This is a genomic window from Rossellomorea sp. GCM10028870 (assembly GCF_042666755.1).
Classification (GTDB): Bacteria; Bacillota; Bacilli; order Bacillales; family Bacillaceae_B; genus Rossellomorea.
On record NZ_JBHTGN010000002.1, the window covers coordinates 407,955 to 427,323 of the forward strand.

At 42.4% G+C, this 19,369-nt stretch carries 14 protein-coding genes; 2 read left to right on the plus strand and 12 right to left on the minus strand.

Annotated features, from left to right (window positions below; translation table 11 throughout):
* Positions 1-164 precede the first annotated feature (164 nt).
* The 6 genes from ACFQWC_RS12870 to ACFQWC_RS12895 form a co-directional block, all read right to left on the minus strand.
* Entirely contained in the window at positions 165-299 is a 135-nt protein-coding gene (locus ACFQWC_RS12870) for a Spo0E family sporulation regulatory protein-aspartic acid phosphatase (RefSeq protein WP_377107710.1), read from the minus strand.
* Between the two features lie 295 nt (positions 300-594).
* Positions 595-894: a hypothetical protein gene (locus ACFQWC_RS12875; protein WP_377107712.1), complete on the minus strand. Its 300-nt coding sequence runs from the start codon at positions 892-894 to the stop codon at positions 595-597.
* Between the two features lie 665 nt (positions 895-1,559).
* Positions 1,560-5,189: a S8 family serine peptidase gene (locus ACFQWC_RS12880; protein ID WP_377107714.1), complete on the minus strand. Its 3,630-nt coding sequence runs from the start codon at positions 5,187-5,189 to the stop codon at positions 1,560-1,562.
* A gap of 962 nt (positions 5,190-6,151) precedes the next feature.
* Positions 6,152-7,045 (minus strand): 3-hydroxyacyl-CoA dehydrogenase, encoded by an 894-nt coding sequence (locus ACFQWC_RS12885; RefSeq protein ID WP_377107716.1) that lies wholly within the window; start codon positions 7,043-7,045, stop codon positions 6,152-6,154.
* Positions 7,046-7,257: 212 nt separating this feature from the next.
* Positions 7,258-7,893 carry an isochorismate family cysteine hydrolase YcaC gene (ycaC, locus tag ACFQWC_RS12890; protein WP_377107718.1) on the minus strand — a complete coding sequence of 212 codons (636 nt, stop codon included), beginning with the start codon at positions 7,891-7,893 and terminating at the stop codon, positions 7,258-7,260.
* 292 nt (positions 7,894-8,185) lie between these two features.
* A complete protein-coding gene (locus ACFQWC_RS12895) occupies positions 8,186-8,383 on the minus strand; it encodes a Spo0E family sporulation regulatory protein-aspartic acid phosphatase (protein WP_377107720.1) in 198 nt (65 codons plus the stop codon).
* A 250-nt stretch (positions 8,384-8,633) separates the two neighbouring features.
* On the opposite strand from ACFQWC_RS12895, the gene ACFQWC_RS12900 reads away from it, so the two are divergent.
* Positions 8,634-9,527: a LysR family transcriptional regulator gene (locus tag ACFQWC_RS12900; protein ID WP_377107722.1), complete on the plus strand. Its 894-nt coding sequence runs from the start codon at positions 8,634-8,636 to the stop codon at positions 9,525-9,527.
* Between the two features lie 50 nt (positions 9,528-9,577).
* Here the strand turns inward: ACFQWC_RS12900 and ACFQWC_RS12905 are convergent, their stop codons facing one another.
* The 5 genes from ACFQWC_RS12905 to ACFQWC_RS12925 are packed head-to-tail and all read right to left on the minus strand — an operon-like array spanning position 9,578 to position 13,872.
* Positions 9,578-10,561 (minus strand): ring-cleaving dioxygenase, encoded by a 984-nt coding sequence (locus tag ACFQWC_RS12905; RefSeq protein ID WP_377107724.1) that lies wholly within the window; start codon positions 10,559-10,561, stop codon positions 9,578-9,580.
* Between the two features lie 25 nt (positions 10,562-10,586).
* Entirely contained in the window at positions 10,587-11,678 is a 1,092-nt protein-coding gene (locus tag ACFQWC_RS12910; protein ID WP_377107726.1) for a low temperature requirement protein A, read from the minus strand.
* Positions 11,679-12,251 carry an NADPH-dependent FMN reductase gene (locus ACFQWC_RS12915; RefSeq protein WP_377107728.1) on the minus strand — a complete coding sequence of 191 codons (573 nt, stop codon included), beginning with the start codon at positions 12,249-12,251 and terminating at the stop codon, positions 11,679-11,681.
* Complete coding sequence (locus tag ACFQWC_RS12920) at positions 12,248-12,883, minus strand: alpha/beta hydrolase (RefSeq protein ID WP_377107730.1); 636 nt, start codon at positions 12,881-12,883, stop codon at positions 12,248-12,250. Before ACFQWC_RS12920 ends, ACFQWC_RS12915 begins: the two co-directional genes overlap by 4 nt.
* Before the next feature lie 5 nt (positions 12,884-12,888).
* Entirely contained in the window at positions 12,889-13,872 is a 984-nt protein-coding gene (locus ACFQWC_RS12925) for a ring-cleaving dioxygenase (protein ID WP_377107732.1), read from the minus strand.
* 99 nt (positions 13,873-13,971) lie between these two features.
* Here ACFQWC_RS12925 and ACFQWC_RS12930 point away from each other — a divergent pair, with 99 nt between their 5' ends.
* Positions 13,972-14,430 (plus strand): MarR family winged helix-turn-helix transcriptional regulator, encoded by a 459-nt coding sequence (locus ACFQWC_RS12930; protein ID WP_377107734.1) that lies wholly within the window; start codon positions 13,972-13,974, stop codon positions 14,428-14,430.
* Between the two features lie 386 nt (positions 14,431-14,816).
* On the opposite strand, the gene ACFQWC_RS12935 is transcribed toward ACFQWC_RS12930, so the two are convergent.
* Positions 14,817-18,956, minus strand: a complete 4,140-nt coding sequence (locus ACFQWC_RS12935) for a S8 family serine peptidase (protein WP_377107736.1) — start codon at positions 18,954-18,956, stop codon at positions 14,817-14,819.
* Between the last annotated feature and the right edge of the window lie 413 nt (positions 18,957-19,369).

Genomic DNA, 19,369 nt, shown 5'->3' on the forward strand with positions numbered 1-19,369 from the left:
CAAGGTAAATATATACTATAATTGTTCATTCCCTCGATAAGAGAGAAAATAAAAAGTGCAGTGTTATTCGGCATTCAATGATCCAGAAAAATTGAAAATCCCCTCTGAGCTTCAGAAGGGATTTATACATGTATATGACTAGTCTATTCTTCTTTATAAATGGATTATCTGGCTGCCCGTTGTACATGAGATAATAAAACATCGAGCTCCTGACTGATCCGAATGGTATCGATACTATTTAAACCATTTTGAATGTAAGATTGATATAGCTTCCCTTTCATTTCATCGATTACTCTCATCAATTCATGATTATGTACGGTATTCAGACTCTCTCTTAATTCTTGAGTGCTTTTTATATACTGCTGTTACGGGTCTGTTACATGCAACTGATTTCATACATGGACTTCCCATTATCCACTAAATGAACAAGTTCTCCTTCTTCCAGAACAGACCAGTTCTTATACACTTTCTTCCTCTTTATGGACCGGTACTCTTCCATCCATGGAGGTTCTGGATGGAGTGTGTGCAGCTCTATAGAAGAAAAGTCTATCTTAGACCTATGCTCCCATGCCCATTCCCAAAAATTTTTGGGGTCTATGAAATTATAGGATCTTTCATACTTAGTGGTCTGCGTATGCATGTTAGCCCATGATGGCGAATCCACCCCATTATGGTATTTCGGTCTACTTTAAGCAATCTTCCAAGTTCACCTGCTGTTACCAAACCCGTTTGAACCTTCGTGTTACCTATTCTTAATTTACTCATCTTTGCACTTACTGCGACAGGAGTCCTGCCCAATTTGTGGGCGATGCCATAGATCGTCCATGCTCCAGTCTTTTCTTTTAAAAAATTCACTTCTTCTTTTGACCACGGCCTTATTTGTCTTTCTGTCATTATGAACGTTCCTTTCTCTTTGTTGTCGACTTTCTGGCTATCCGGAATATAGATGTTACTCTATTAGGTAAATAAAGAGGTTACGAGAGTTTGAAAGAATATCCTGATATATCGTCAACATGCTTCTTTCATTTTCTAAGGAGTATTAGTCTTATGATGAGGGGGATCCATACTAAGGTGATGTCAGTCTAAGAGTGTTATTCGAAATGGTATTTTAGTCTTGTTTTGGTACAACATGATTATAAAACCAATTTAACTTAAAGTAAATTTAAGTATTTTAAACTATTGTTAAGATAAACTGAATTAAAACCATACACAAAAAACACGTTTATAAGGACAGGTCATGAACTCAATGGTAAGAATAATCGACCAATGCAGGGTGTGGGGGGAATAGAGTTTGCCCATTTCACTACTGAACATGCATCCGTATAATTGAAATAGAAAGGCTTGACGATTCCCTTATGGTATCGCCAAGCCTCTTTCAAATTTTCACATTTCACTAATGTCTTTTTGAACTGACAGGTAGCTTCCGATGACATTTTGATAACTGGTAATTGATTGGCAAGTAAGTTCCCTAATACACAAATAATCGTCCCGCGCTTCCAGAAATTAACCCATACTTCTATCAAAAATCTGTAAAAGAAGTGGAAGTGGTAAGTTAAATATTAATTCAATCCTAATTCTTTTAAAATGGTTTCCAATGTTTGCCCTTCATGCTCAAGAACAGGTTCAGGTGAATCTTCTATCCAAGGATTTTTCATCCCATAATGATTAACAAGTCGACGCACATCACTCTCATCAACAATACCATCAAAATTTATATCTGCATCACGGTATGAACTCTGCCAATGCTCTTTTATTAAGATGGCATCCATCACATCAATGACATTATTACCATTTACATCTCCACCTATTAACAAGTTGATTCCTGCGTTATAATAGTCTCCATAAATAAGCTTTCCTTCTTCATCATTCATATTATCCATGTCTTGAACACTTTTAAAATGTCCTGGGATGTCTATCTCAACTGTAAATGATTTTTTGTTTCTGGGAAGATTACGAATAACGTAATTCCCTTGGCCAAAAAATCCAACCGGGATGATTTCCGCCTTATAAATGTTCCCATCCTCATCGTATGCCACCACCTGATCGGCTAACTGCTCTAAATCTTCAGCTTTCACATTGTGCCAACTAAAGCTAGAAATGATTTTGCCATCTATTGTCGAGGTATTTGGAACGACGTTAATGGTTTCACTAATGGGCAATAGTTCCTCTTGGATCATCGCACGATTCAATTCTATTTCCACTGGACCTTTTAAGAATGGTGTCTCTTTCGGATGGAATGTCACTTGTAACAATTCCATCTCATTTGAAAACTTTAAGGTATTCAGACTTTCTTTAGTAATTTGTACTGTAACGGTATTACTGTCTCCCTCAGCTTTTGTTTCCATGGTTTCAAGATTCAAATCCAAACCTTGCTCTTTTGCTTTACTAACAAGCTTAGGATGTAGTGTGATTTCTTCTAATTCCATGGATTGAGGATGTGTGAACGTAATTGTAGAGGAATCTAACTCCTTTTTATTATTCACGTTGACATTTACTTTAAAGGATTGTCCAGGTGTTACATGTCGTGTCTCAGACTCCATGTAAGCGTATGGTGTTCCTTTTTTCACTATAGTATATTGATAGTCTGGTTGCCACATGATGCCGTTCTTTGTTTCGTTTACAGGTAATAAGTTTACTTTTTTAAATTGTTCAGAACCGTTGAGATTCAGTTCCATTTTAACAGTTTTGTTTTTCATTAAGTCGATGGATTGATGTGGTGTGCTTTCGGTGATACTTCCGAATCTATTATTCTCGAAAGTCCATAATCCCGTTCCTTCCACTTTTCCGTTCAGTTTTAATCCTTTCTCGCCAACTTCATACACTCCACCATTTTTATTCATCTTAACTGAGGGGATATCGTTTTTAATCGTGAATGCAGCACTCTCTGTAAATCTTTCTCCATAGATGGAAAGTGCTTGGAATTCTAGAATGTAATCTCCTTCTTTCGCTTTTACTTTCCCTACTTGAAGCGTTTTTGGCTCATTTTTGGAGAAGGGATTATAGAAGCCTTTGAAAGTCATCTCATAGTCCTTTCCTTCTTCTTTAGTTGAAGGAAGATACCACCCCGATAAACCAAGCTCTTCATTTGTTTCTGCATCCTTCACGATGACTTGTATACTAAAAATCGTCGGAGCTAAAAATTGGGTCGTGATCTTCATTTCATTTTCTACAAATGGATGATTACGAGAATCATTGGTCATTATGTTTGAAGAAAGGACAGGTTTAGTTATTCCTTCACCTAATAATCGGAAACCAAAAGGAATTTGATATTTTTCCGTCGGATCTTGCTTATTGGATATTTGAATATAGCCTTCATACCCACCATTTTCTGCGCTTTCCGGAATCATGATGGACGCATCGATAGTTACTTCCTCATTTCCGGCTATGAAAATGCTGTTATTCACCGATAATACAACACCATTTTTGGTTGCATCTTTGGAATTGCGTCTATCCTGATGATAAATAACATCCACATTATATTCTTTGTCGGCAGAGCCATTATTTTTAATAGATATTGTTTTTTCTTTCTTTATATCTTTTCCATTTTTTATTACGCCACCGAAACTTAGACTTCCCGTATCATTCGAAATTTCTACTAGTTCGTCGTTTTCAACTGTATTGGTGGTGCCATGAACTGTAAACATAAGATCAGATTGAGCGGCCTCATATACATTTACTCGTCCAGCACCAATCTCATATACACTATAATCACCATTTAAAGGATCTGCTGTATTCATTAGTAAAGTTTTCACTTCTGACGGTGTTAATTGAGGATTTTTCTCTAGTAATAGGGCCACTGCTCCGGCTACATGAGGTGACGCCATGGAAGTTCCTGAATATCTTTTGTACGCATACGTATAGTCGGTATTCTCTGTATCTACTGCATATGTAGGAACAGTTGAATATACTTTGACGCCAGGTGCGGTAACTTCTGGTTTAATATCATAAGTATCTAAACTTGGTCCCCTGCTGCTAAACGGTGCAAGTTTGTCATCAGGCGTAGAGCTTGCGCCGACTGAAATAGGTAGTGGAGCCGCTGCAGGTGTTCCAAGCGTGTACATTTTATCCCCGGCATTTCCAGCAGAGGTAACAGCGACTGTTCCTGCCATTGTCGCATTATTTAACGCAACGGATAAAGGGTTATATGGATCGTTTATGGAAGAACCAAGAGATAGGTTGATTATATCCATTCCATCTTCTACAGCACGATCAATTCCTGCTAAAATACCCGAAGTGGGTCCCGTTCCATAGGGCCCTAATACTCGGTATGCATACAAATCCACATCCGGAGCGACACCTTTCACGCTCATTCCCTGGTTACCATTGCTCTCTTGTCCTGCAATGGTTCCAGAAACGTGAGTGCCATGTGATGTGTAATAAGAATATGAACCTCTGAATTCCTGCATGCCCGATTGTTTCCATTCCTCATAGGTAGTTTCCATCGGATCGTCATCATCATCAATAAAATCATATCCGCCTTTGTAGGCATCTTTTAAATCAGGATGATTATAATCAACTCCAGAATCCAACACCCCTACTTTAATCCCATTACCTGTTACATTTTGTTCATGTAGACGATCCGCACCGATTTGGTTCAGTCCTTCATTAGAGGCTTGGGAGGACTCTTCACCCAATTTCTCAACCGGCGGCTCAATTTTCACATCATGATCTGCATATACTTTTTTCACCATACCTGATTGGATTAGCTTAGGAATCTGATTTTGTGGGATTTCCACTGCTACCCCGTTAAATGCAAACTTATATTCCCGTGAGAGTTTGATAGAAACAGATCGATCTCTTGTTACTAAAAATTGAGACTTGAATTCTTGATGATCTTCTTCCACTGCTGTTATAGCAGCATCCATTTTAGTTGAAAACGATTTCACTTTTGGTTGTAAACCAGCAATTGCTACGTTGATGGGTTCCTTTTTAAATTCAAGTATAACCCTTTTCTTTTCATCGCTTTGAATATCTATTTCATTATCAATTCGTAAATCCTGAAAAGGAAAACCTAACTGTTCATTTAGTTTTTGCATTTCACTTATCGATAGAGGCTGTTGATTTGAATTATTTTCAATAGCAAAGGAGGTATTACTTTCAGCAATCAAAAATGATAGGCCACTTGATAAGACAAGACATATTGTAAGGATGGTCATTAATAACAACTTTCCAATTTTTATAAACTTCAAAAAATCTCCTCCTTGATATAAGGTTAAAAATGTTAGACAATTTTTGAAAATGCTGTTCTTAGCTGTAGGTAGGAATACATGGTAAGGCTCCTTGGGGAGGTAGCCTTTTGGGAGAGATGTGAAAAGGGGGTACTCCCATGCCCCGCTGAAAGCGAAGCGTGAAACAGAAACACAATGCAGCTTTTTTAACGGTGATGAGCTTCCATTAGATCAATGTTCTCCTTTAGTATGTATATATCTCCTTTCTAAAAAATCTGAATATTACAACTTAAATCTTATTGTCTTCATTAAGGTATTTCAATTGGGGTTATTTTTTATGCCATTTGGACTAATTTTTATCACCCATTCAAATTCGATCTTGTTCAACGTTATTTAAGGAAATAGGAAAAGTCCTAGTTATGTTGAAGTTGAGGGAGAAGGTAAAAAAAGCCGTTCTTCTTTGTGAAACGACTGTATTCGGTGGATGAGAATGAGTGTGAGTATTCATTATTCTCCGTCTGGATTTAAACTGTATTAAAGACGGGGATAAGAGGCTACAATGTCTGGGGAATCGTTCTTAAAAAGAGTGACATAACAATAGACACAACAAAATTTCAATAACTAGTGATGCAATCACTTGCATGATAATGATCATAGAGACTAATTTATGATTGTTAATTTTAATAGAATTTGAAACTCTACTATTCGATTTAACGCTACAGAAAATGAAGCTCAAATATTTTAATGGAGAGGCTTGACGATTCCCATTTGATATCGCAAAGCCTCACTTTCATTTTATACTTTTCACTAAGGTCTTTTTGAGCTGATTGGTAGCTTCCTATTACATTTTTATGTGAGGATCTCTCACTTTAGTAATCCAGCGATGTTAGTTGTCCATTCAGGAATCGACGTGAGGGTATTTCAGACTTATCAATCGAATCACAAAAGCCGGCTGTACACGCCTCAGACACGAGATGGAATTATTATTTAAGAAAATCTTTCTCTAAGAACTTTGGATTCGGATAATCGTAGAAACCTTTTCCGTTTTGAATCCCCAGTCTACCTTTATCAATGAATTCTTTTTTTAGAAATTCCGCAACTTTTTCAGCATTTACATCCCCCTCTTGCGCTTTTGCAAGAGCTAAGTTATAGGGCGTGTTAATTCCGATAACATCGAGAAAGGCAAATGGTCCAATTGGTGCTCCTGTCGCAATCATCCAAGTCTTATCAACTGTTTCGTGGTCAGCAATACCATTAACTACTAAATTCTCAGCAGCTTGTATATAAGGAACAAGCAACGAATTCAAGATATATCCGTGTTGTTCTTTGTGCATCGGCAACGCAACCATTCCTATTGCTTTTGAGAACTCAACGACATCATTAAATACTTCTTCATTTGTACCTTCATGTTTCATGATTTCTGCAGTATTTCTGTGCCAAATTTCATTAGCAAAATGCAGGTGTAAATACTTCTCTGGGCGATCCGTTACATGAGCAAGTTGACTGGGAATCATCGTAGACGAATTCGAAGCAAAGATTGTTTTTTTGGGTGCTACTGCTGATAAGTTTTCATAAAATTCGTTTTTGATATTTATTACTTCAGGCACAGCTTCAATCACTAAGTCAGCATCTTTCACCGCCTGTCTTAAGTCACTGAAAAGAGTAAGACGATTATAAGCAGCTTCCACTTCCTCTTGAGTCGCTCCTAAATCTTGCTGGTATCTCGGTTTTAACGCTTTAAATCTTTCTTTCGCTTTTTCTAGTACTTCATCGTTTATGTCATAAACTGAAACATTAAAGCCAAAAAATGCTGTTTGAAATGCAATTTGACTTCCTAAAACGCCACTTCCTGCAACTGTTACGTTTTTAATATTCAATGGTCTTTCCTCCGATTATTAGATTGGGAATATTATTTTTTTCTGTTTCCCCATGTTATATGCACTAAAAAAGCCCAAAGCTTAAGCTTCAGGGTGATACAATAGAAATTGAAACTCTTGATTTTAACGGCTACTGAAAATGAATTTTCATATTTTTTTAATGAGGCTTGGCGATTCCCTTCGGGTATCGCCAAGCCTCTCTTTCATTTTTACTATTCACTAAGGTCTTTTTGAGCCGACAGGTAGCTTCCGATTACATTTTGATAACTTGGTAAATGATTGGCAAGTAAGTTTCCGAACCCTTCAACATCATTTCTCCAGTCGCGTTGCAGTTCAGCAGCTACACTAAACCAGTTCATTAGTTGTACTCCTCCATGAGCCATTCTGGCAAGAGCAGCGTCGGCAACTTGTTTGCTGGTCGTTCCGGAAGCATCGGCTACCACAAATACTTCATATCCTGCATTTATAGCAGATAATGCTGGAAACGCAACACAAACATCTGTCACAACCCCTGCGATGATTAGTTGTTTTTTACCAGTTGCTTCAATCGCTTTAACGAAATCTTCGTTGTCCCACGCGTTGATTTGTCCAGGTCTGGCAATGATAGGGGCGTCAGGGTGAAGCTCCGTTAATTCTTGCATTAATGGTCCATTCGGTCCATTTTCAAAGCTAGTTGTTAAGATGACAGGTAAATCAAAAAACTTGGCCGTATCAGCAAGTGCCACTACGTTATTTTTAAACGTATCAACACCGTAATCACGCACAAGGCTTGAGATCAGACCAGTTTGATGATCTACTAACAGTACTGCGGCATCGTCTTTGTTGATTCTTGAGTATAAATCAGTCATAAGGAACTCCTCCTATTTATCAATGTATTTTTATGGAACGAGAACCATTCTGGAGGTACACCTTAAGAATGGCTCTCGTTCTATTATCAGTTTATAACTAAACCGATATATACGTCAACCATTCTGCAACATATAATGGCTGAAATTTATGGAAAACAGGGGTCCTGGATTGTTCAATAGGGCTGTGGATTAAGGTTCCCTCTTCCTGCCAGTTCGTGAAAGCGAAAAAAAAGGATGCATCACTTTAAAAGGCTGCATCCAAATTATCGTCTAAAGGTGGTGACTCATCTCCTCAACGTTTTGGAAATGGGACCGAGGGACCTGTCCCTCTGGCAACCCTTATCCTTTCCGCCAAGTTTAGTAAGGCATCAAGTTCTTGACTGATGTGAACGGTAATGTGGCTATTTAAACCGTTTTGAATGACGGATTCATTCAACTTCTCTTTCATTTCATCTATGCGCTGATAGATGGAAGGTTGTTGCATGGTCATTTGGTTCCTCCAGCTTCCAAGGCTCAGACTTTACGTGCTCTTCCCCAGTGCCTCCTCTATTTAGGGTGTATCATATATCATTGGAAATCCATCCTATAGATGAGAGAATGAAATTAAGGGAATCGCAGGCTGCTGTCATTTCTGCCTTCTTACTATACTAGTAGTATATAACCATTTATTTGGTTAAGTAAATGTAATCATTTTTAATGTATAATAAAGAAAAACTTAATAGGATGGAGCGATAAGTCGTATGAATATGGACCAAATCAAATACCTCCTGGAGGTCACGAAAGAACGTTCGATCACGAAGGCTGCCAGGAAATTGCACTTATCCCCGTCTGCTGTCAGCCAGTCCATCACTCAACTTGAGCGGGAGCTGGGGGTGACGATTTTCAACCGATCAAGGCAGGGGACGGTTCCAACGCTAGAAGGAAAGAAGATTATCCATACTGGGATCGATATCCTCACGAAACTCGATGAACTTCAAAGTGAACTATCTGAGAAGCAACCATCGACCTCTTTGAAAATCGGATGCGGTCCTTCATTGACTTATGTAGTGTATGATGCCTTTGTATTTTTCAACCAGGAGCACCCCCATGTGAACATCGAAATCATTGAAATGGATCAAGACGAAATATGGAAGGCATTTTCCTGCAAGGAAATCGATCTCGCCTTCTCCCCTTTCACGAAGGAGGAATTACAGAAACAAACCATCCATGATCCCATTCGTTATGAACGATTGTATACCGGAAAGGCATGCGCATGTGTGAGTAAGCACTCTCACCTCTACCATAAGGACTTCCTGAGTGAAGAAGACATACTGAATGAAAAGATGGTGATCTATAATTCCAAGCGTGCGAAGTCCCTTAATGAACAATATGTCCGGAATAGCCCCACTCTCTTCACCTCGAACAATACCGAGGTATTGAAGGCCGCCGTTCTGGATGGACAAGCAATCTGCATCATCTATGACTTTACCTTTAAGAATCATCCGGATGTCTTAAACGGAAACCTCGCCATCATCCCCTTAAGGAAGAAAGATGTCACAGGGTATGATTTCTGGGTCATGTATCCCGGCAAACAGCCGCTTTCCATGGAGGCAAGGGATTTCCATCACAAGGTCAGAGGACTGATTAACAGATAAAAAACAAACAGCTGCAAGCCTCCCCGCAGCTGTTTGCTATTTAAAGCGGACTACTCCAACTCTTCCTTGAATTCCTTATTGCTTCTCATCGTATCGATCGGGCGGACAAGCCTCTCGATATCGTCTCTTTTTGATTCCAAGAAAGGCGGAAGGGACAGCTTTTCTCCCAACGTTTCATAAGGTTCATCTCCCATGAATCCTGGTCCATCCGTCGCGAATTCAAACAGGATATAAGGAGAGACCCGAACATATAGGGATTCGAAGAAGAAGCGATCTACATACCCTGATGTCCGGAAACCCATACCCTCGATCCGGTCGATCCACTGATTCAGCTCTTCCCGGTCCTCTACGCGGAAGGCAACGTGGTGAACGGCTCCATACCCTTGCTGGGACTGAGGCATGGACGTATCGTGTTCGACAATGACCTGTGCACCATTACCACCTTCGCCCACCTCGAATAAATGGAACGCCCCCTCGCTTCCGATCTCCCTGAACAAGAGAACCTCTTCAAGCATCCCTTTAAAGAAATCAAACTCTCTGATCCGAATGAAGACTGGTCCGAGACCTGTAATGGCGAACTCCAAAGGAATCGGTCCATCCTGCCACGGAGTGCCGGATGGAACCCCTTCGTTTCCTTCGTCTGATATCAGCTGATACTGCTGATCATCGAAGTCTGTGAATGAGAGGGTTTTCTTGTTGAATTGCACACTGATACCTGAATGTTGAACGTTCAGGCGATCGAATCTCTTCACCCAGTAATCCAGTGCTTCGTTACTTGGGACACGGAGGGAGACCTTCGAAATCTCATTGGTCCCATGGGTTCCTTTCGGGGTGTTGCGGAAATCGAAGAACGTAATATCCGTTCCCGCACTTCCCTTATCATCGGCAAAGAATAGATGGTATGTCTGGATGTCATCTTGATTCACCGTTTTTTTCACCAAGCGCATTCCGAGCACATAGGTGAAAAAGTCATAAATTTTCTCCGCACTGCTCGTGATGGCGGTTACGTGATGGATTCCTTTTAATTCATTCATAGCTGATTCTCCTTCTCACATTTTTTTATTTCACGGTCATGAAAGCATACAGGATGAAGAAGCAGGCAAGCTCGATAAAGACCACTGTTTCCTGAACAGGCAGCAGGAAGCTCACTGCCCAGAAAGACGCTATGAGGCCCAATAATATGAAGAAATGCTTCATTCCAAGCCGTGTGTGTGGATGCCTGTACTTATGAAAGACCGTCGTCGTTCCGATAAAGTATAGGAACGTGGCGCCAAATGCCAATGAGACAAACAACCCTTTGTGCAGGGAATATAGAAAGCCTACTTGAATCATGGCAGCGATGACACTCATCGCCATAAAGATGACCAGATGACCATAGATGATCACTTGTCCCGATGTTTCGCTTTCTTTATCGATCTTCTTCTCCACATTTTCGAAATACTGCCACCACATGGCCATGACGAGGGTAAAGGAAATGAATAATACAAGAAGTCCTTTTCCTAAATGATCCACTCCGTTGACGATAGCCACTATGCTGACAATGAATTCTCCAAACAGGATGATCGTGAGTAACCCGAATCGTTCCAGCAAATGGGGCGTATTGATCGGGACCTTCTTCAAATGCTTGCGCCCGATTAAAGGTATGAGAATATCAATTGCGATTCCCATATACAGAACAAAGTATCTGAACCACGAATCAAATAGAACCGACCCGAGGGAGATCAATCCTCCGATGAGGAACCCATATCCAAGATACTGGGCCACGATTTTCCGCGGCCCCGTTTCCACACGAGCTATCATTAGATACTGAATAGCCGCAATGAAGCGAATTCCAAGATACCCGATTAAAAAGGGGAGAAAATAAGCATCAAAATCAACCGATAGACTGGCTGTCATCAAAATGACGAACATCATCTGGAAGATCATCCACAACCGGTCTTTGACTGAATCTTCCCCGTAACGGTTAATGTAAAGGGTTTGTCCCACCCATGCCCACCAGATAGGAATAAAGATAAGGGCAAATTTCAAAAAGTAGTCGGGGTGGATATGTCCATCTTCTACATGAACCAGGGTGTGGGTCACCGTGGCAATCGCCGCAACGAAAATCAAGTCATTAAATAGTTCAATCCAATTGACCTTTTTATGTGGCACCTAGTATCCCTTCCCTTTATACAATTCCACAAATTCGGTGAATCCATGAATGAAACCTTGCAGATGGGTAAGTGTTCTCTCATCTTCAAGCTTCAGCGTTTCCTGATTGATTTTCTTGTGGACCTCTCCCACCAATACTTTAGGAGCACTCATCACATTCACATTCATGGCCACCAGGATCTGTCGGAGCTGCATCTGGGATAATCCTGTCCCGCCGCTGCCGGGTGTAGCCCCCGCTACAGCTGCCGGCAGTCCATTCAGTACAGCCTTTCGTGGTGGACGGGAAGCCCAGTCCAATGCATTCTTCAAGCCGCCTGGGATCCCGGAATTGTATTCAGGTGTGATAATCAATACGCCGTCCGCTTCTTTCAGCTTGTCCCTGAACCGGATGACCTCTTCAGGATCCCCTTCTTTTTCCAGGTCTTCGTTGAATAAAGGCAGTGTGCCGATCTCAACATAAGACATCTCCCATTGATCTCTTGCTTCCTCTACAATCGCCTGCAGGAGCTTCTTGTTGAAAGAATCCTTTCTTAGGCTTCCGCACATGGCGGCAATCTTTACACTTTGTTTCATGATTCTCTCTCCCTATCATCTATGTTTATTTCTTTCCACCACTTGGACGCTTCTCTGAACTCCGATTTCATTAGCTCGTGTCCATGATCGGTTACATACATGGAAACGTCCGCACCTAAACGACTGAGATGAGCCTTTAACTGGAACGCCTCTCCCGGCAGGGTAATCTGATCCACTGCCCCAGCTGTCATAAAGATGTCCAGACCCTCCAAATCACTTTCTTCAAATGATTGTAAGGGGTGACTCGGATGGAACAGCATCGCACTCCGGAACAGATCTGGCCGATGAAGCAGCAGGCTGATCGCCATATTGGCGCCGTTCGAATATCCGATGAGGTGGAAGGATTGCTGATCTATTTGATACGTTTTGGTGGCTTCTTCGATGAAACGGAGAACATCCCCTGTTTTCTCAAGGAGGGACCCTTCGTCCATTCCACCGTCTTTCGTAAGGGCGAAATAACGGAACCTCCCATTTTCCATCACATCTCCCCTCACTCCTAGAACCGAAAGAGACGGATCCACTTGACCGGCGATGGGTAATAAATCGGTTTCCCGACCTCCCGTTCCGTGTAAAAGGATAAATACCTGTTTGGACTCTTCACTAGCATGAAAAAAATGTTTAAAATGTTTCATGTCTATCACTCCTTTCCTTTAAAGGGGGAAGGTAGAGGGTTTAAGTTGGATTCGATTTCTTGTCGTCGATCTTCAAGGAACGTCGGCAGGGATAAGCGTCCCCCCAGCTCATCAATGGCTTCATCCAGATCAAAGCCCGGCCCATCGGTGGCAAGCTCAAACAGTATCCCGTTCGGCTCTGTGACATAAAGGGACCGGAAATAATAACGGTCGACGAATCCCGATGTCTTAAATCCATCCGCTTCCAGATGTCGAACCCATTCCCGCAGTTCGTCCTCCGTTTCGACCCGGAAGGCCACATGATGAACGCTGCCCCGACCCTGTCTTTCGTCGGGGAGGTCCTTCCGTTGTTCCACATGGAGTTCAGAGCCATTGCCTCCTTCGCCCGTTTCAAAGACGTGGACAAGGCGGGGGTGATCGTCACCGGTTCTATACTCTCCTGATCGTCTGTACCCCATGAGCTCCGTCAGCACCTGAATGGTCGGCTCTAAGTATCGGACCGTAAGCCTCACGGGACCAAGCCCTGTGATCCCATATTCTTCGGGGATGCCGCTACCCGTCCATGCTTTCCCGGCCTCCACCCCTTTATCTTTCTGATCAGAGACCAAGGTCATCTCATGTCCTTCTGAATCCCAGAAAGGCAGGACGGCATGTCCAAAACGCTCGGTGATCGGGTCATGCCCAACACCGAATTCCTCAAAGCGACTCTGCCAATACTTCAAGGCATCGTCTGTTTTCACCCGTAACGACATGCCGGAAATACTGTTTGTACCAGGATGCTTCTTCGCCATATTCGGAATTTCGAAGAAGCTCAGTTCCGTTCCGGGATTTCCTTTCTCGTCACCGTAAAACAAATGATAATATGAGGTATTATCCTGATTGACGGTTTTCTTCACTAATCTAAGCCCAAGAACCCTGGTGTAGAAATCCAGGTTTTGCTTGGCATTCGCCGTCAAGGATGATACGTGATGGATTCCTTTCAATTGCATGAACATAACCTCCTTAAGTGTTGAATACTTGTATGATTTGACAATCGGCGTCCTTTGTTTCTAAACTAGATAGACAAACAGTTATAGGAGAATCTTACGATGGGCAACGAACGCGATAACTCTATAAAAAATAAGCGGCTGGGGTTGATGATTTGGTTCCGCCTTTCCCGGGTCTACAACCATAGCATCCGCCGGAATAACGAGCATCTGAAAGAGTGGGGCCTTACAAGCGCACAATTTGATATCTTGATTCAAGTGGGCATCCACAAGGAAATCACCCAGAAAGAACTCGGCGAGAAACTATTTGTCACCAAAGGGAACATCACGCAGCTCATTGGAAAAATGGAGAAACTCGGATGGGTCCAGCGCCAACAGGACTGGAAAACGAAAACCATCTCTTTGACCGAGAAGGGGCAGCAACTCTACGATGAAGTTGTCCCAGATCAAGAGGACTTCCAGGCTTCCCAGTTCTATGGGCTCGATCCAACGGAGCAGATGCAGCTGATCGATCTTTTGAAAAAAGTCCAAAAGCATATGGAGTCCAGTGAAGAAAACTAGAACGGCATTGATTCAAGCGATCAAGCCGTTCTTTTTTTATGAGCACCTAAAATCTTATTGACCAGATTCTATTATCATTCCCTCTTGAAATCAGTTTATAACTAAACTAATAATTTGTCAATGAAAGGAATCCGTATATAAATGGAAAAGCATGAATGCTTTTTTCAGACCACAACTAGTATAAATTCATTATTAATTAATGTAAATTTAACTAAACTTAATATTCGTTAGATGATACTTAATACAATAGGTCCGGCAGGATGATTGCCTAAGAAGCGGGACCGGTCCTATTTTGGTGATTGAAAATGAAAAAGGAGGCTGTCAATCTTTTATCGACAGCCTCTTTTTCATTCTTGAAAGCTAATGTGAGAAACGTTTAGCGTATCTCAATTCAATTCTGACACGATATCATCTAATGTTTTTCCGTTATATTCTGTCTTGGCTGCAGGAGGATTTGCAGCATCCGGATTCTCCACCAGGTAGTTGTCGATGATATATTGCAAGTCTGTTTTATCTACCGTGCCATCGTAATTGATATCTGCCGCGCGGTGATCGGTTCCATAATGCTCCTGGATTTCGATGGCGTCCATCACATCGATGACATCATCTTGGGTGATATCCCCCGCTTGGATTTCCGCGTAGAAGATGTAGGTCATTCTTCCAGTCGGCTCACCGTTGAAATCGTCTCCCAAGTGGCTGACGGTTGCATGACGTGTAAAGTGCCCAGGAATAGTAATCTTGATATCATATTCCTCATCCGAAACCGGGAGATCTTTAAACGTGTATCGCGCCCCTCGATTGATGGTGCCGACACGCTCATTACCCGATTGATCGGTTAAGCTTACCTTGGCCCCAACCGCAGACATATCTAAGCCAGGTCGGAACCATATTCCATTTGTGAACCCATCCGGTAAAAATCCTCCTTCAAGTTGAGAATGGGTCGGCAGGATATTGATTCCCTTGCCAAACGATTGAATGACGCTGGTTTCGCCAGTTGAAGAGGTAACTTCGGATTTTGTTAATTCAATCGGGTAGATCCATTTTTTATATGAATCCTGTTTTTGTTTGACGTTCACATGAATGTCCAGCAGGTTCATCCCGTTTGGTATTTCTTCATTCAGTTCTCCGTTTACCGTCAAAGTCACTGGGAGGGTCGTTCTCGTTCCCGACACAACGGAATCTTTTGCTTCTGTTACAATCTCTACTCCCTGCTCATCTGAGAATGCTCGAAGCTCCTCACTGATGGTTACGTCTAACCCTTCGTAGACCGTGTTATCATAACGGAGATCAAACGTGCCCCCATGAATGGAAGTGTGATGAGAGGAAAGGTGCAAGGTCATGGATTCCCCGTATTTCGCATCACTTTTGGCAGACGTCAATTTAGCATATGCCGTCCCTTCCTTAATCAGGTTATACGTATGATCCGGATGATCCTGCATCCCATTAACGGCCTGGTCATAGTAGTGCAGGGTGAATTTACCTGTCTCTTTTCCTTCAGGCAGTTGGAATTCAGCTTCAAAGTTTCCTTCACCATCTACATTTACGGGTGTCATGCTGTACGGACTCGAAGACATTACATTGACTGTATTCGTTGATTGATCAAAGGTTTCACCGTATTCTTTCATTTTATCGATATGGTCATTATAGATGTTCCCTTTTAACACAAGGCCTTCTTCCGTTACTTCGTACACCCCGCCCTTTTGTTCGGTATACACTTTCGGCAGTGTGTTTTCAATAAACAGATTGTCGGATTTTCGATATGTCTTACCATTTGAATCCGTCCCGACGATTTCAACCTCATAATTTCCTGGAGGAGCCAATGTTTTTGAATGGGCTACCGGGTTATCCGCATTTCCTGTGAACGGATAGTACAGGCCGACGAATCCAAATTCAATTCCATAAAGATAGTCTTCAGGTAAATAAAACGGGAACGAATCGATCACCCCAAGACCTTCTCCTGTATCCGCATTTTTCAGGACAATATCCACCTTTTCCATTCCGTTGTTCAGGGAGAAGGTAATCGGTGAGTACCCCATGTAACCATGATTGAAATCGCGTCGAGTCGTGAAAGAAGTAAAATGGGCCGTCACTTCTTTGATTCCTGTATCCAACAGACGGAACCCTACCGGCAGCTGGTACACCTCATCCGGCTTCTCTCGATTCGTGAACGTCACCATCCCTTCATAAAATCCCGGATTAGCCGTTTTCGGAATGTTCAAGAACACATTCTGATCCTTGTCTTTTCCAGCTTTCACATTTACAGCTTTAGGAAACGACAGGCTGACTCCATTTTCTTTCATGCTTTGGTTACCATCGATCTGATTTTCTTCAAACGAGATGGCAAACTTTTTCTGCTCATCACTGTTATTATGAAGGGTTACGGATAGACGTTCAGATAGATTTTCCCCTGTTTGACTTATCCCCCCAAAACTCAGGTCACCGCTGTGCTCGACAATCTGATCCACCAAATGACTTGTATGATCGTGCGTTTCATCTTCATGGGCTTCCTCTGAATCCGGAGATGCCGTCAGGATCTCATGCTCCACTTCGATTTCCACATCAGCATGCATGGCTTCATAGACATCAATCCGCCCGGCACCCCGTTCAAACACACTCGTATCCCCCTTCACTTCATCCGCTGTATTCATCAGGGCCGTTTTTACATCTTCCGGCTTTAAGTCCGGATTTCCCTGAAGAAGTAAAGCTGCTGCACCCGCTACGTGTGGCGCTGCCATCGACGTTCCTGAAGCCCGTTTGTAGGCAACATCATAATTGCCAATATACTCGCTTCCCTGCATATAGCTTGGGACGGAGGAATAAACACCGACACCCGGCGCAACGATTTCCGGCTTGATGTCATGGGTCATTCTTGACGGACCGCGAGAACTGAAACCGGCCAGGTGGTCACCTTCAGACTGAACCTCTTCGAAATGGCTGAACGAGAATCTAGTGTCTTCTTTTAAAGATCCTAGTAAGGCTTGTCCATCTTCATACGTTAAAGAAAATCCAGGAATGAATGCCACTTCTTCCCCAAAATAATATGGGATATGCCCTTCATCCGGATTGGTATTGAAAATAAGCGCTGCCTTCGCCCCATGTTGTTTGGCAATATAAATCTTTTCATTCACACCGTTGGATCCCCTGGAGATTAAGACCACTTTTCCTTCTACATCTTTTCCTTCGTAATCAGCATCCCGTCCTACCCCTACGTATGTGATGGAGGCTTCTGTGCCCAGGAGTCCATCCAGGGAACCAAAATCTTTCCCAAGTAAACGAATATTGGTAAGATCCATGCTTTCTGATCCATTTACAAGAGTTCCCTCCGCTTGGGAAGTCGTAACAGAATAATCACTTGCCCCTACAGTAATTCCGAGACTCGCTGTCCCAGGTGCGCCCAACGTATACTGGTCATCCCCGGTGTTCCCTGCTGCCACAATGGCGACTGTCCCTGACAGCATGGCATTGTCGATGGCTATTGAAGTAGGATCCAAAGGACTGATGGAGGAACCGCCAAGTGATAGATTGATGACATCCATCCCATCTTCCACGGCCTTCTCGATTCCTGCCATGACTATTGACATCGCCCCACTGCCGTAAGGACCTAATACCTTATACGCATAAATATCTGCATCGGGGGCCACTCCTTTGACCCCATTCCCATCCTGATTCCCAGTACGACCGGCAATCGTGCCGGCTACGTGGGTGCCATGAGAGGTGTAATAAGGGGTCCCCCCCAGTGGATGGTACTCCAATAGGCCGGAATCCAGCCACTCTTCATACGTCGTTTCCATTGGGTCATCATCATTGTTGATTAAATCATATCCACCTTTGTAGGCTTCTTTTAAATCCGGGTGATGGTAATCGATTCCCGTGTCCAGTACCCCGACTTTAATTCCTTTACCGGTATAGCCTTCAGCGTGGGCTGCCGGGGCAGAGATCTGAGATAGGCTATCCATCGCAGGTGAAGAATCCGTGATTTCCCCGCTAAAAGGAACGGGATCAACCTTTATCTCCGCATCTACATAAACCGCTTTGACTTCATCGTATGTTAGTAGCTCCTTCACTTCACTCGCCGGCAGTTTCATCGCGACCCCGTTAAAGGCCTGACGGTATTCCGTCCCGATTTGAATGGTAGACTTCCCTTTGGCTTTTGCCTGTTTTTTCGTTACCTTTTCTTTAAATTGATGATGGACTTTATGCACCTTTTCTTTGGCAGCCTGAAGAGAAACCTTTTCTCCCTTCAGCTCCTTCTTCTTCACTTCCACCTCTGCAGGATCTTGTGAAAACTGAACAATGACCGCAATCTCTTCATCTGAATGAACATTAATCTCCGGAGAAACGAATTTCTCCCCGGCTTGATTCTGCCCCTCATGAATACGTTCGCGATCCTCCTGGGTGGCGTGTTGCAAATACTGTTCCAGCTTGTCCTCTGTCGTTGAGCTTCCTTCTGCAAACGCTGGTGAAATCCCCGATACTAGTAAACTGGTTGCCAAGAAGCTTGTTGTTACTGCATTGAATGGTTTCAATTCCATCCTTCCTTTCTCGATTAGATTGACTTTGTTTTATGTCTGAGCGCACCACTTCAGGGGTATCTCGATCTTCAGGTTAACTGATTCTACCTGGATTTCCTTTTCATCCCATTTAAAATAAGAAAATACTGGTTTCTTAGTCTCGGTGAAGGTATGTATGATGTCGATAGATTAAAAAGCAGTAGGTTTTCGCGATGATGTAAAAGGTAGAATGGTAGAAGATGAGCAAGAAGTGATCGTACGCAATCTAATGATGTTAGTTGAATTCTATAATGGTTCAACACTTGGAACAATTGGGGTTTTTATTCCACTCTTCTTACCTATAGAAAAAAGGTTATCAATGACCTCTCTCCTCATTTACCAGCAAAAAAGAATCTTTTTTGATCCATAAGTCATTTTTAGATTGGGGT

Bases quoted from the DNA above. Each gene is read 5' to 3' on its own strand.
- ycaC (WP_377107718.1), bottom strand. From the start codon at position 7,893: ATGACTGATTTATACTCAAGAATCAACAAAGACGATGCCGCAGTACTG.
- ACFQWC_RS12900 (WP_377107722.1), top strand. From the start codon at position 8,634: ATGAATATGGACCAAATCAAATACCTCCTGGAGGTCACGAAAGAACGT.
- ACFQWC_RS12915 (WP_377107728.1), bottom strand. From the start codon at position 12,251: ATGAAACAAAGTGTAAAGATTGCCGCCATGTGCGGAAGCCTAAGAAAG.
- ACFQWC_RS12920 (WP_377107730.1), bottom strand. From the start codon at position 12,883: ATGAAACATTTTAAACATTTTTTTCATGCTAGTGAAGAGTCCAAACAG.
- ACFQWC_RS12895 (WP_377107720.1), bottom strand. From the start codon at position 8,383: ATGACCATGCAACAACCTTCCATCTATCAGCGCATAGATGAAATGAAA.
- ACFQWC_RS12870 (WP_377107710.1), bottom strand. From the start codon at position 299: ATGAGAGTAATCGATGAAATGAAAGGGAAGCTATATCAATCTTACATT.
- ACFQWC_RS12925 (WP_377107732.1), bottom strand. From the start codon at position 13,872: ATGCAATTGAAAGGAATCCATCACGTATCATCCTTGACGGCGAATGCC.
- ACFQWC_RS12905 (WP_377107724.1), bottom strand. From the start codon at position 10,561: ATGAATGAATTAAAAGGAATCCATCACGTAACCGCCATCACGAGCAGT.
- ACFQWC_RS12930 (WP_377107734.1), top strand. From the start codon at position 13,972: ATGGGCAACGAACGCGATAACTCTATAAAAAATAAGCGGCTGGGGTTG.
- ACFQWC_RS12875 (WP_377107712.1), bottom strand. From the start codon at position 894: ATGACAGAAAGACAAATAAGGCCGTGGTCAAAAGAAGAAGTGAATTTT.